Source organism: Sphingomonas sp. 7/4-4, from assembly GCF_027941955.1.
Taxonomy (GTDB): domain Bacteria; phylum Pseudomonadota; class Alphaproteobacteria; order Sphingomonadales; family Sphingomonadaceae; genus Sphingomonas.
In genome coordinates this window covers 968,566-982,056 of sequence record NZ_CP115960.1, presented here as the reverse complement: position 1 = coordinate 982,056, position 13,491 = coordinate 968,566, and the positions used below count along the sequence as shown (strand labels likewise).

At 65.6% G+C, this 13,491-nt stretch carries 7 protein-coding genes and 4 pseudogenes; 10 read left to right on the top strand and 1 reads right to left on the bottom strand.

Annotated elements, in window-relative coordinates:
* The first annotated feature begins 197 nt into the window (after window positions 1–197).
* The 7 genes and pseudogenes from PIB19_RS05065 to PIB19_RS05035 all read left to right on the top strand — a co-directional run bounded on the left by PIB19_RS05065 (window position 198) and on the right by PIB19_RS05035 (window position 9,390).
* Window positions 198–2,511: pseudogene (locus PIB19_RS05065) on the top strand (TonB-dependent receptor).
* Window positions 2,512–2,742: 231 nt separating this feature from the next.
* Window positions 2,743–3,221, top strand: a pseudogene (gene smpB / locus PIB19_RS05060) (SsrA-binding protein SmpB).
* 123 nt (window positions 3,222–3,344) lie between these two features.
* Complete coding sequence (locus PIB19_RS05055; RefSeq protein WP_336297256.1) at window positions 3,345–3,788, top strand: DUF2062 domain-containing protein; 444 nt, start codon at window positions 3,345–3,347, stop codon at window positions 3,786–3,788.
* Window positions 3,789–3,831: 43 nt separating this feature from the next.
* On the top strand, window positions 3,832–5,925 hold the full coding sequence (locus PIB19_RS05050; protein WP_271239926.1) for a M13 family metallopeptidase: 2,094 nt from the start codon (window positions 3,832–3,834) through the stop codon (window positions 5,923–5,925).
* Window positions 5,926–6,103: 178 nt separating this feature from the next.
* Window positions 6,104–8,486: pseudogene (locus tag PIB19_RS05045) on the top strand (response regulator).
* A 39-nt stretch (window positions 8,487–8,525) separates the two neighbouring features.
* Entirely contained in the window at window positions 8,526–8,879 is a 354-nt protein-coding gene (locus PIB19_RS05040) for a response regulator (protein WP_271239925.1), read from the top strand.
* A gap of 292 nt (window positions 8,880–9,171) precedes the next feature.
* A complete protein-coding gene (locus tag PIB19_RS05035) occupies window positions 9,172–9,390 on the top strand; it encodes a hypothetical protein (RefSeq protein WP_271239924.1) in 219 nt (72 codons plus the stop codon).
* A 28-nt stretch (window positions 9,391–9,418) separates the two neighbouring features.
* Here PIB19_RS05035 and PIB19_RS05030 read toward each other — a convergent pair whose 3' ends face one another.
* Window positions 9,419–10,135 (bottom strand): MOSC domain-containing protein, encoded by a 717-nt coding sequence (locus tag PIB19_RS05030; protein ID WP_271239923.1) that lies wholly within the window; start codon window positions 10,133–10,135, stop codon window positions 9,419–9,421.
* Between the two features lie 80 nt (window positions 10,136–10,215).
* Between PIB19_RS05030 and PIB19_RS05025 the strand changes: the two genes are divergently transcribed.
* The 3 genes and pseudogenes from PIB19_RS05025 (at window position 10,216) to ilvD (ending at window position 13,410) form a co-directional block, all read left to right on the top strand.
* On the top strand, window positions 10,216–10,944 hold the full coding sequence (locus tag PIB19_RS05025; RefSeq protein ID WP_271239922.1) for an enoyl-CoA hydratase/isomerase family protein: 729 nt from the start codon (window positions 10,216–10,218) through the stop codon (window positions 10,942–10,944).
* Window positions 10,941–11,675 carry an N-formylglutamate amidohydrolase gene (locus tag PIB19_RS05020; protein WP_271239921.1) on the top strand — a complete coding sequence of 245 codons (735 nt, stop codon included), beginning with the start codon at window positions 10,941–10,943 and terminating at the stop codon, window positions 11,673–11,675. Before PIB19_RS05025 ends, PIB19_RS05020 begins: the two co-directional genes overlap by 4 nt.
* Before the next feature lie 102 nt (window positions 11,676–11,777).
* Window positions 11,778–13,410 (top strand): annotated as a pseudogene (gene ilvD, locus PIB19_RS05015) (dihydroxy-acid dehydratase).
* The last annotated feature ends 81 nt before the right edge of the window (window positions 13,411–13,491 follow it).

The following is a 13,491-nucleotide window of genomic DNA, read 5'->3' as shown; positions in this document are numbered from 1 at the left end:
CCGGCACTCCCGGTTGCAAAGCATGCATCTTGCGTTGCGGTAAACCGCACGCGGCTGTCACAATCCGATCACATTCGGCGCCTAGCCGCCCGCTCAGGGAACAAGCCCTTTCGCGAACACCAGCCGTCCCGCGCACCAAGCGTGCGGGGCGATTGTTGCGTGCGTCCGCGAACCAAAAGAACAAGATTGGGGAACCGATGAAATTCGTATCTGCCCGCCGCGCGCTTCGTTCGAGCGCCGCCATCGCCGCTTTGCTCTACGCCGGCACCGCATTCGCGCAGGAAGCCGCAACCGCGCCTGAGGCGCAGGCCGACAATGGCGACATCGTCGTCACCGCGCAGCGCCGCGAAGAGCGCCTCGTCGACGTGCCGGTCTCGGTGGCGGTGGTGCAGGGCGATTCGCTCCGCGACTTCCAGGCGGCGGGCGACGATACGCTCGCGCTCGCCGGCCGCGTCCCCGGCCTCTATGCCGAGACGACCACGGGCCGCATCTTCCCGCGTTATTACATCCGCGGCCTCGGCAATATCGACTTCTACCTCGGCGCCTCGCAGCCGGTGTCGATCATCCAGGACGATGTCGTGCTCGAGCATGTCGTGCTCAAGTCCAACCCGGTCTATGATCTCGACCGTGTCGAAGTGCTGCGCGGCCCGCAGGGATCGCTGTTCGGCCGCAACACCACCGCCGGCATCGTCAAGTTCGACACGATCCGCCCGAGCGACACCTTTCAGGGCCGCGCCGCGCTTTCGGTCGGCGAATATGGCAGCAGCAACATCGACGTCGGCTTCGGCGGCCCGATCGTCGACGATGTCCTGTCGTTCCGCGTCTCGGGGCTCTACCAGCACCGCGACGACTGGGTCGACAACACCTATACCGGTCCGAGCTTCGACGGCACCCGCGGCAGCTTCAACGCGATGGGCGGCTTCGACGACCGCAACCTCCGCCTCCAGCTCCGCTTCACCCCCACCGATCGCCTGACTTTCGATCTCTCGGGCCATGGCCGCTGGTACAAGGGGACCTCCACGCTGTTCCACCGCGGCGCGCTGGTGAAGGGCTCGAACAGCGTCGAGAACGAGCCGCGCGACCGCGTCGCCTATGACGAGGCGATGGACAACCCGCAGGCCTATAACACCTACGGCACCTCGCTTCGCGCGAGCTACGATCTGGGCGGCGCGGTGCTGACCTCGATCTCCGCCTGGGAGACGACCTCGGGCTATAGCCGCGGCGACACCGACGGCGGCGCAGCGCCCTTGTTCACCGGCACGCCCTTCTACGGCCAGTCGCAGGGCAATGTCCGCGATCTCGACCAGTTCAGCCAGGAGCTGCGCCTCGCCAGCCCGGGCACCGGCAAGTTCAACTGGCAGTTCGGCGGCTATTATTTCGATTCTGCGCGACATCACCGATTTCTACCAGCGCCGCTATTTCCTCTCGGCACCGTTCGATCCGGCCAACCCCAACAGCCGCAACCCCAACAACTGGGTGCGCCTGCACAACATCAACACCAGCTGGGCGGCGTTCGGTCAGGCCAGCTACGAGGTCGTCCCCAATCTGACGATCACCGCCGGCGCGCGGATCACCAACGACAGCAAGTCGACTCGCCTGCTCAAGACCGCCGACACCGGCACCGGCGCGGTGACCTATACCGGCCGCCGCTTCGTCGAGCTCGAGGACACCAAGGAAAGCTGGGACGTCAGCGCACTCTACAAGCTCGGCGACAATGCCAGCCTCTATGCCCGCGTCGCCAAGGGCTTCCGCGGACCGACGATTCAGGGCCGTTCGGCGGTGTTCAATTCGGACTTCACCACGGCGGATTCGGAGACGATCCTGTCGTGGGAAGCTGGTCTGAAGGGCACGCTGCTCGACAACCGCGTCCGCTTCAACCTGAGCGGCTTCTACTACACGGTCGACGACATCCAGCTGAACGCCAATGACGTGAACGGCAACGGCGTGCTGCTCAACGCGGACAAGGCCAAGGCGTATGGCGTCGAGGCCGAGCTCGACCTGCATCCGATCGAGAATTTCGCGCTCTCGCTCGGCGGCAGCTGGCTGCACACCGAAATCGATGACCAGAATGCGCTCGCGCAGGTCTGCGTGCTCGGCGGCGTCATCGTCTGCACCGTCAAGGACCCGACCGTGACCATCGCCGGCCGCGGCACCTTCGCCCGGATCGACGGCAACCGCCTGCCCAATGCGCCTGAGTACAATCTCAACGTCGCGGCGCGCTACGACATCCCGACGGCGAACGACGGCAAGTTCTTCGTCTCGACCGACTGGAACCTCCAGGGCTTCACCAGCTTCGTGCTGTACGACACCAAGGAGTTCACGTCCGACGGCAACTTCGAAGGCGGCCTGAAGATCGGCTACGAAGGCAATAACGGCGAGTGGGAAATCGCTGCGTTCGCGCGCAACATCACCAACGAGAAGAACCTCAAGGGCGTGATCGAGAACTACATGGCCGCGGTGTTCAACGATCCGCGGATCATCGGCGTCTCGTTCAGCACCCGCATGCGCTGAGCCCAATCGATCCTCCCCGCAAGGGGAGGTGTCGCCGAAGGCGACGGAGGGAGGTAAGCGAAGCACTCTCCAACGGAACGCAGTGCTTCCGCCCCCTCCGTCATGCTTTGCATGCCACCTCCCCCTGGCGGGGGAGGATTGTGATAGGCCTGGCCCACGCCAGGCCTTTTCTTTCCGCGCCCGATCCACGGCTTCCCTTAAGCCCATCGGCCCCCTACATGCGCCCCTCTCATGGCTCGCCCGCACGCCCATTCCGAAAAGGTAAAGACCGTCGCCGAGAACCGGCGCGCGCGGTACGATTATTTCATCGACACGGTGTACGAAGCCGGCATCGCCCTCACCGGCACCGAAGTGAAATCGCTGCGTTTCGGCGAGGGATCGATTGCCGAGGCCTATGCCGAGGTCAACGATACCGGCGTCTGGCTGGTCAATTCGAACATCCCCGAATTCAGCCACGGCAACCGCTATAATCACGAGCCCAAGCGGCCTCGTAAATTGCTCCTTCATGAGCGCGAAATAAACAAGCTCCACGGTGCCGTCGCACGTGAGGGCATGACGCTCGTCCCGCTTTCGATCTTCTTCAACGCAAGAGGGCGTGCCAAGGTCGAACTCGCGCTGGCAAAGGGCAAAAGACGCATGACAAGCGTGACTCGATCAAGGAACGGGACTGGAAGCGAGAGCAAGGCCGACTCCTCCGCGATCGTGGTTGAGCGGGGCTGGGCCCGCGCTTCCGCGCCTGGGTCGATCGCAACCTGCCGACGCGCGAGAGCTTCGAGTCGAACCGCTGGCTGAAGCCGATTGCGCATCGCATCCTGCATTCGTCGCTGTGGCGGATGACGCGGCGCTCGGTGCCGCGCGGCGTCGCGCTCGGCATGTTCACCGGCATCCTGATCCCGATGGGCCAGATTCCGGCGTCCGCGGTGCTCGCACTGCCGCTGCGCGCAAACGTGCCGGCGGCGGCGCTGACCACCTTCTTCACCAACCCGTTGACCACGCCGTTCCTCCTCGTCCTCTATTACAAGATCGGCGGCTGGGTCTTGCATCTGGGCGGCACGACCGCGGCGACGGCTGCGAAGACCGCGGTTGTCGATACCGGGTGGCTGCATTGGCTCGCGGCGGATGTCGGCTTGCCCACTGCAGTCGGCATGGCGATCTGCGCCGTGCTGGGCGGCGTGCTGGGCTATTTCGTCACCGCGCTGGCGTGGCGGCTGTGGATTTCGCGCAAGTGGCGCAGGCGGTCGGCCGAGCGCGCAGCGCGGCAGATTGACGCGGCGTAATAGCCGCTTAAGACAGCGCCTTTCTCTTTTCGAAGGGCCCTCCATGCGTCTCTCGCTTCTCGCCACCACCTTCCTTGCCGCGCCCGCGTTGCTCGCCGGCTGCACGCGCGGTGAAACCCCGCCGCCCGAGGCTGTCGCCGCCCAGACTGCAACTGTCGCGCAGGCTTCGGTCGGCCCGGTCGCCCCGGCCACTGCGCCGCGCCCGCAACTCGGCAATTACGGTTTCGACGAAGCCGGCATGGACAAGTCGATTGCGCCGGGTGACGATTTCTATGGCTTCGCCAACGGCATCTGGGCGCGGACCACGCCGATCCCGGCGGACAAGTCGAATTACGGCGCATTCAACGTCATCGACGATCTGTCGAAGCAGCGCACGCAGGAGATCCTCGAGGCTGCGAAGAATGATCCGAACTCGAAGATCGGCACCACCTACGCGACCTATCTCGATACCGCCGCGATCGACGCCAAGGGCCTCGCCCCGATCCAGCCATGGCTCGACCAGATCAAGGCCGTGAAGGCCAAATCCGGCCTCGCCGCGCTCTATGCGCAGGCCGACCGCAATGGCGTGGGCGGCCTGTTCGGCAGCTATGTCGGCCAGGACGACAAGAACCCCGAAGCCTATGCACTCAACCTGTCGCAGGGCGGCCTCGGCATGCCCGATCGCGATTATTATTTGTCGAAGGACGCCAAGCTCGTCGAAACCAAGACGGCGTACGAGAAGCACCTGACCAACGTCCTGACTCTCGCCGGCGAACCCAATGCCGCGGCCCGGGCCAAGGCGATCGTCGCCTTCGAGACCAGGATCGCGCAGGCGCACTGGACGCGCATCGAGAGCCGCGACGCGAACAAGACCTACAACATGATGACGGTCGCCGATCTCCCGCGAAAGGCGCCGGGCTTCGACTTCAAGGGCTATTTCGCGGGCATCGGTGCACCGGTAACCAACGTGATCGTCGCCCAGCCGAGCGCGGTGACCGGGATCGCGAAGCTCGTCCAGGCGACGCCGGTCGCGGTGCTCAAGGACCAGCTCCTCGTCCGCAGCCTCGACAATTTCGCCGACGTGCTCCCCTCGGCCTTCGACAAGGAACAGTTCGCATTCTACGGCACCACGCTCTCGGGCACGCCCGAGCAGCAGGTCCGCTGGAAGCGCGCGGTCGAGTTCACCACCGGCGCGGTGTCGGACGAAGTCAGTAAGGCCTATGTCGCCAAATATTTCCCGCCCGCGACCAAGGCTGCGGCCGACGATCTGGTCAAGAACGTCATCGCCGCGATGGATCGCCGCATCGATCAGCTCGACTGGATGGCGCCCGAGACCAAGATAAAGGCGCACGCCAAGCTCGCCGCTTTCACGCCCAAGATCGGCTATCCCGATCAGTGGCACGATTATTCGAACCTGCAGATCGTCGCCGGCGACGCGTTCGGAAACAATGTCCGCGCCAACAACTGGGCGCATGAGGATCAGATCTCGAAGCTCGGCCAGCCGATCCGGCGCTGGGAATGGGGCATGACTCCGATGGAAGTGAACGCCTATGCCAATTTCGGCATGGTCGAGATCGTCTTCCCGGCAGCCATCCTCCAGCCGCCCTTCTTCGATCCGAACGCCGATCCCGCGATCAATTACGGCGGCATCGGTGCGGTGATCGGCCATGAGCTGAGCCACCATTTCGACGACCAGGGTGCCAAGTACAACGCCGAGGGCCGCCTCACCGATTGGTGGACTCCGGCCGACGTCGCGGCATTCAAGAAGCGCACCGACGCGCTGGTCGCGCAATATGATCAATATGAGCCGCTGCCGGGGATGCACGTAAAGGGTGCGCTCACGCTCGGCGAGAATGTCGCCGATCTGGCGGGTCTCACCGTCGCATACGACGCTTACAAGCATTCGCTGAACGGCGAAAGCGCGCCGGTGCTCGATGGCACTTCGGGCGATCAGCGCTTCTATCTCGGCTGGGCGCAGGTCTGGCGCCGCAACTATCGCGAGGCCAATCTGCGCCAGCGCCTGCTCACCGATCCGCACAGCCCGTCGCAGCAGCGCACCTGGGTCGTGCGCAATCTCGATCCCTGGTACTCGGCTTTCGCGCCGGCATCGGGCAACAAGTTGTTCCTGACGCCCGAGCAGCGCGTCCGGATCTGGTAATATCAAGGCTCCCTCTCCCCGTGTGGGAGAGGGAAGGGGCCTGCTCGCGGAGCGAGTGGGAAGGGTGAGGGCGGCGATATGACCCTCACCCTTCCGCCGCTTCGCGGCTCCCTCCCTCTCCCAATGGGAGAGGGAGTAAGGCTTGACCCGCGCCTGCGTACCGAACATCGGTAGCGTCATGGCCACGCTGCCCAATCCTGCGCACTCCCGGAGATTTCTGCCGCTGATGGCGTCGGTGGTCGCCGGCTTCGTCGCCGCTGCGCTCATCCTGCTGACGCTCAACGATCGCGCGGTCGCGCTCGGCTTCGCAGCTGCGGGCATACTCGCGGCCGGCGTGCTTCTCGGCGCGCGCAGGCTGCTCCACAGCGAAGATGTCGCCGAGACGCATGTCGACTGGGCGGTGGCCCAGAGCCTCGCCGCCGCCTCCGACGATGCGCTGGCGGTCACCGATCGTGCCGGCCGGCTGGTCTGCGCCAATGCGCGCTACGAGATCCTCTTCGCCGGCTGGCCGACGCCGCCCAATTTGCCGGTCAGCGATGCCGCGATCGACGATCTCGGCATCGCCGCGCGCGGCGCGTGGCGCGACGGCGAAGCGCAGGTCGAGAATGTCCATGTGTTCGGCGCGCCCGTCTCCGCGCGCGTCTCCCGCGTCGGCGACGAATCCCTCGTCTGGCGCTTCGTCGGCATCCAGGCGCTCGATCTCGCGGTGCAGGTCGAGGCGCTGATCCATGGCCATACCGGCGAGCGGCTCGCCGCCGCAGGCATCATGACGGTGATGGTCACGCCCGAGGGCCGCGTCCGCGCTGCCAATCGCGTGTTCAAGGCGCGGGCGATGGGCTCCCCGACGCGCCCGCCGAGGGCCGCGACTTCACGCGCTTTTTAATCACCGATCTCGATGGGGCTGGTCCGCTTCGAGCGCGAGGGGATGGACGGCACGCCGCTTCGGGTCCTCCAGATACCGTTCCTCGACGGCGAGGATTCGCCGATGCTCGTCGCCTTGCTCGACGAGGAGAATCTCAACCTGCCGTCGCCTGCGATCGGCGCGAGCGCCTCGGCGCATGTCCGTTCGCTGATCGCGATGCTGCCCTCGGGGCTGGCTCTGGTCGATCGCGACGGCCGCTTCGTCAGCATGAACGACGCGTTCGTCCGCGCCGCGCGGATCAACGCCGCCGCCCCGCCGCTCTATCCGATCGATCTCGTCGTGCGCGAGGACAAGGCCGCGCTCGCCGATGCCGTCCGCCGTTTCGCCGGTGGCGCTGCCCAGTCGGTCGAGATGACGGTCCGCTTCGTCGACGCGCCCGAGGAGCCGGTCGCGCTCACCATCGCCGGTGCGCGCGGGCTCGGCGATGCCGCGGTGCTGATCAGCCTCAAGGATCTCGGGCGAGGAGGGCAAGCTCAAGCGCCAGATCGCCCAGGCCACCAAGATGCAGGCGGTCGGCCAGCTCGCCGGCGGCGTCGCGCACGATTTCAACAACATCCTGACCGCGATCATCGGGCATTGCGATCTGATGCTGATGCGCCATTCGCCCGGCGACAGCGATTATGACGACATCCAGCAGATCCGCGCCAATTCGAACCGCGCCGCCTCGCTGACCCGCCAATTGCTCGCCTTCTCGCGCCAGCAGACGCTGCGGCCGCAGGTCCTCCAACTACCGGACGTCATCTCCGAGGTCTCGAACCTGCTCAAGCGTCTGCTCGGCGAAACCGTCCGGCTCGAGGTCAAGCACGGCCGCAATCTCGGTCCCGTCCGCGCCGATCCGGGCCAGCTCGAGCAGGTGGTGGTCAATCTCGCGGTCAACGCCCGCGATGCGATGCTGAGCGCCAATCCCAATGGCGGCGGCACGCTCACCATCGCCACGGCCAGCGTCGCCGCGGCGGAAGTCCGTCAGATGGACGACGACGTGCTTCCCGTCGGTGACTATACCGCGTTGCGCATCACCGACACGGGGACCGGCATCCCGCCCGACATCCTCGGCAAGATCTGGGAGCCGTTCTTCACCACCAAGGAAGTGGGGAAGGGGACCGGGCTCGGCCTGTCGACCGTCTACGGCATCATCAAGCAATCGGGCGGGTTCATCTTCGCCGACAATGTCCCCGGCGGCGGCGCCGAGTTTACTGTCTACCTGCCGGTCCATTCCGCACCCGAGGCTGTGGTCGCCAAGGCGCCGGTCAAGCCGCGCCAGATCGATCTATGGGGTTCGGGCACCATCCTGCTGGTCGAGGACGAGGACATGGTCCGCGCCGTCGCCGAACGCGCGCTCACGCGACAGGGTTACACCGTCGTCGCCGCCGAGAATGGCGAAGTCGCGCTCGAGACGCTGGAAGGCATGGGCAAGCCCGATCTGTTGATCAGCGACGTCGTCATGCCCTCGATGGACGGGCCCACCATGGCGCGCCGCATCCGGGCCAAATATCCGGACCTGCCGATCCTGTTCATGTCGGGCTATGCCGAGGAGCAGCTTCGCAAGTCGATCGACCTCGGCAACGTCGCTTTCCTCCCCAAACCCTTTTCGGTTCAACAGCTTGCCGAAGCGGCACGCGACGTTCTCGCTACGAAATAATCTCTTGGCGACGCGGAAATTTCCTGCAAAGGCCCGGATATGCCCGCTCCCCGCCGTGTCCTGATCGTCGAAGACGAACCCTTGATCGCGATGATGCTCGAGGATTTCCTCGATGCCCTCGAACGTGAAGCCGCGGGCACCGCCGACGATGTCGAGAGCGCACTGGCGCGGATCGACGCGGGCGGAGTCGAAGCGGCTATCCTCGACGTCAATTTGCGCGGCGGCGAGCAGAGCTGGCCGGTCGCGGCCCGTCTCGCCGAACTCGACATCCCCTTCATCCTTGCCACCGGCGGGGCAGGCGACACCATCCCGGAGGTCTGGCGCGACCGCCCGATCCTCTCCAAGCCCTTCACGATGGACGGCGTGGAAAAGGCGCTCAACGGGCTGGACTGAGGATCGCGGATGCCGATGGAATATCGGCTATTGGGTGGTTGGCCGCGAAAGTCACACTAAGGTCACACTGACTGCATCGTTCTGGCGGGCCGTGTTCCTGCGCAGGAGATCCAGGATGATGTGGGCCAAGCAGCATTATACTCCTGCTTTCGCACGAGCAGCGATGAGAGGGGCGTTACGATGTCAAAGAGCTAAGTGAGGCTGTCAGACGAAATCCTACATTGCAAGCACGTCTGCAAATGGGTGGGAAGCGGACCTTGCGTCCGATGGCGATCTCTCGCACCATCCGGACATGCTCGATTTTCAATGCTGGTTCTGCGGTGAGGGTATCGACCGCGATGACAGAGGCGCACTGCTGGTTAGCGTCGAGAGTCTTTGGCGCTGGGCAGAGGGCAAGCGCGGGAAAGATGATCCCTTCCAGAACATCTACATTCACGCGCGGTGTGCCAAAGATCGCATGGCAGGCGCGACCATGGAGCTAGAACCATCCGTATTCGGTGAGGAAGGCTGAACGTCTGCTAGTGGGGCGGAAGCCGACGTCAGTCCACCACCTGCACCGGATCCCCCACACTGATCAGCCCCGGACGCGCCGGCGTCGCATAGACGCCGTATGCATTGCCGAACTGCTGCGCGACCGTCCGCAGTACACGGACATCCTTCGCGGCGGTATCGGGATCGATCGTGATCAGCACGCAGCGCGGGATCGGATCGGCCATCTGCACTATCGCGCCGTCCGCCTCGTTGCCGAAGGCGAGCCGCAGCCCTTGCCATTCGTTCACCGGCAATTCGCTTTCGATCACCACGTTCGCGCGAAACCGCCGCGGGTCGAGTGCGCAGCCATGGACCGCCTCAACGCTCGCGTGACTCGCGGTCGTCACGATCGAGATCGGCATCGAATCATAGATGCCGCGCGCGACCTGGACCAGCCCGATCGGCTCGCCCGCGGCAGTCTCAAGATGCGCGTGGAGCAGCGGATCGTGGAGCGACACCGCCGCGCCGTCGGGCGTTTCGACCAGCACTGCGGAGGTCTTGGGTGCCCCCGGATCGGCGAAGCTGGCGCGGTGCAGCACCATCGCCGGCACTTCGCGGGCGGTCAGCCAGGGAAACCGCGTGCCGTTGGCCTTCCGAAGAAAGGCATATTGTCGGTCGCCTTCGATGCCCTGCCAGTCGATCTCGGCGACCGCCAGCTTCTCGCCCGCCATCGACTTGACGGGAAAGCGGTTGAGCGCCGCGACATGGCCGACGATGCGGGTCATGCGCGGCGGGCTATCGGGCAATGCCCGGCGCCGCAACCCACCGGCGTGACAGGCGCGGCCCGATCGGGCAGAGCGCGGACATGATCCACCTCACCCGCGAAGGCCCGGTCGCGACCATCGCGCTGGCCCGCCCCGAAGCGAAGAATGCGCTCCCCATTGCCGCATGGCAGGCGCTCGCCGCTGCCACGCGCGATGTCGGCGATGCCCGTGCCGTGATCCTCAAGTCCGACGTCCCCGGCATCTTCTCCGCCGGCGCCGATGTCCGCGAGTTCGAGACGCTGCAGAAAGATCCGGCGCTACGCCCGATCTTCCGCACCGCGATGCGCGACGCGATCGAGGCAGTCGCGGCGCTTCCCATGCCGGTCATTGCCGCGATCGACGGCGGTTGTTTCGGCGCGGCGGTCGCGCTGATCCTCGCCGCCGATATCCGCATCGCCGGCAACCATGCCGAGTTCGCCACCACGCCCGCGCGGCTCGGCTTGGGCTATCCGCAGGAAGATGTCGCCCGGCTGGTGGCGAAGGTGGGGCAGGGCATGGCCTCGCTGATGCTGTTCACCGGCGACCGGCTCGTCCCGGACGAGGCCAAGCGCATCGGGCTGGTCGAATTACGGTCGAAGAAAGCCGATGAAACCGCGGCCGCGCTCGCCGCTGCGATCGCCGGCAACGCGCCGCAGGCGGTGCGCCTGCTCAAGCGCACGCTACGCGGTGGCGAGGGACTCGATCAGGCCTTCGACGACACGTTCGGCGGCGCCGAATTCGCCGAGGGCCTCACTGCGTTCCGCGAACGGCGGAAGCCGCTCTACCAATGAGCGAAGTCCCCGATATCATCGAAGGAAAACAGCAGAATATCCTGCTGCTCTGCGATCACGCCTCAAATGCAGTGCCGCCCGATGTGGATCTCGGCATCGCCCCCGAGCTGCTCGATCTCCACATCGCCGTCGATATCGGCGCCGGCCCGCTCACCCGCAGCCTCGCCGCGCGGCTCGAGTGTCCTGCGATCCTCGCCACCGTCTCGCGGCTGGTGATCGACCTCCACCGCGAGCCGGACCATGTCAGCCTGATCCCCCATCGCAGCGACGGCCATCTGATCCCCGGCAACGATACCGTCGATCGCGCCGCGCGGATCGCCCGCTTTCACGCGCCGTACCACCGCCTTCTCGCGCGCCGTATCCGTGCGCAGCGGCCGAAATTGATCCTCTCGATCCACAGCTTCACGCCATGCCTCGAACATGGCGGCACCGATCGCCCCTGGCAGGTCGGCATACTCTACAATCGCGACGCCCGCGCCGCGCGTCCGGCGATCGAGTTCTTCCGCGCCGCAGGCCTCGTCACCGGCGATAACGAGCCCTATTCGGGCCGCCTGCTCAACGCGACGCTCAATCGCCACGCCGAGGCAAACGGCATTCCCTCGATCGCGATCGAAGTCCGCAACGATCTGATCCGCGATGCCGCCGGGATCGAGCGATGGAGCCAGACTTTAGCCGGGCTGGCAAATTCTTTGCGCAATAGTCTTGCGCCAAATGCCCCTCCCGCGACATAGGCTTGCGCGCCATGACAAACCGATCTCGACAAGTCCCGCCTTCCCAGCCGCCACGTTTCCGTCGGACCCGAGCGCGCGCCCCACCGCAGCTATTATTACGCGATGGGCATCCCCGAAGAGGATATCGCCAAGCCCTTCGTCGGGATCGCCAGCGCCGGCAACGACAGCGCGCCGTGCAACACCACGCTCGATTTCCAGGCCGATGCCGCGCGCGAGGGCGTGATCGCCAATGGCGGTATGCCGCGCCGCTTCAATACGATCACTGTCACCGACGGCATCGCGATGGGCCATCAGGGGATGAAGTCCTCGCTGGTCAGCCGCGAAGTGATCGCCGATCTCGGTCGAGCTCAGCGTCCGCGGCCATTGCTATGACGCGCTCGTCGCCTTTGCCGGCTGCGACAAGTCGCTCCCCGGCATGATGATGGCGATGCTCCGCCTCAACGTGCCGTCGATCTTCGTCTATGGCGGTTCGATCCTGCCCGGCCGCTTCCACGACAAGGACGTCACCGTCGTCGACGTGTTCGAGGCGGTGGGCAGGTTCGCCGCCGGCAATTGCCCGCTCCACGAGCTGACCGCGCTCGAAAAGGTCGCATGCCCCGGCCATGGTGCCTGCGGCGGCCAGTTCACTGCCAACACCATGGCCTGTGTCGGCGAGGCGATCGGCCTGTCGCTGCCCAATTCGAACATGGTCCCCGCGCCATACCAGTCGCGCGAGCAGATCGCCGTCGCGGCGGGGCACCAGGTGATGAACCTGATCGAGCTGAACCTGCGCCCGCGCGACATCTGCACCCGCGAGGCGTTCATCAATGCGGCGCGCGTGGTGGCGGCAACCGGCGGCTCGACCAACGCCGCGCTCCACTTGCCTGCCATGGCCAGCGAGGCAGGGATCGAATTCGATCTCCACGACGTGGCTGAGGCCTTCAAATCAACACCTTACATCGCTGACCTGAAACCAGGCGGCAAGTACGTCGCCAAGGATATGCACGAAGCCGGCGGCGTCTACATGCTGATGAAGACGATGCTCGCCGGCGGGTTCCTCGACGGCAATTGCATGACCGTGACGGGGAAGACGCTGGGCGAGAATATTGACCAGGTCACATGGAACCCCGACCAGAAGGTCATCTATGACGTCAAGACGCCGCTTTCGCCCACCGGCGGCGTGGTCGGGCTGCAGGGCACGCTGGCGCCCGAGGGCGCGATCGTGAAGGTCGCCGGCATGCACCGCCTCCAGTTCACCGGCCCGGCGCACGTGTTCGATTGCGAGGAGGAGTGTTTCGAGGCGGTCGAGAATCGCCGGATCAAGGAAGGCGAGGTCCTGATCATCCGCTACGAAGGCCCCAAGGGCGGCCCCGGCATGCGCGAGATGCTCTCGACCACCGCGGCGCTCTACGGCCTCGGCATGGGCGAGAAGGTGGCGTTGATCACCGACGGACGCTTCTCCGGCGCCACCCGCGGCTTCTGCATCGGCCATGTCGGGCCCGAAGCGGCGGAGGGCGGGCCGATCGCGCTGGTCGAGAATGGTGACATCATCCGCATCGACGCCGAGGCCGGCACGATCGACCTCGACGTTCCCCAGGACGTGCTCGCCGCGCGCCGCGCCAAATGGCAGCCGCGCGTCAACGATTACCAGTCCGGCGCGCTGTGGCGCTATTCCCGAACCGTCGGCCCTGCCTATAAGGGCGCAGTGACGCATCCGGGAGCCAGCGCCGAACGCCATGTCTACGCGGATATCTAGCGCTTCCACCCGAACCTTTGGCGCGCTCTTCAAATTTTCGTTCGCGCTGAGCTTGTCGAAGCGCCGGTCGTTGTTGCGCCC

What these genes read in the sequence shown, in the direction of transcription:
- PIB19_RS05055 (WP_336297256.1), top strand. Translation starts at nt 3,345, where the DNA reads ATGACGCGGCGCTCGGTGCCGCGCGGCGTCGCGCTCGGCATGTTCACC.
- PIB19_RS05050 (WP_271239926.1), top strand. Translation starts at nt 3,832, where the DNA reads ATGCGTCTCTCGCTTCTCGCCACCACCTTCCTTGCCGCGCCCGCGTTG.
- PIB19_RS05040 (WP_271239925.1), top strand. Translation starts at nt 8,526, where the DNA reads ATGCCCGCTCCCCGCCGTGTCCTGATCGTCGAAGACGAACCCTTGATC.
- PIB19_RS05035 (WP_271239924.1), top strand. Translation starts at nt 9,172, where the DNA reads ATGCTCGATTTTCAATGCTGGTTCTGCGGTGAGGGTATCGACCGCGAT.
- PIB19_RS05030 (WP_271239923.1), bottom strand. Translation starts at nt 10,135, where the DNA reads ATGACCCGCATCGTCGGCCATGTCGCGGCGCTCAACCGCTTTCCCGTC.
- PIB19_RS05025 (WP_271239922.1), top strand. Translation starts at nt 10,216, where the DNA reads ATGATCCACCTCACCCGCGAAGGCCCGGTCGCGACCATCGCGCTGGCC.
- PIB19_RS05020 (WP_271239921.1), top strand. Translation starts at nt 10,941, where the DNA reads ATGAGCGAAGTCCCCGATATCATCGAAGGAAAACAGCAGAATATCCTG.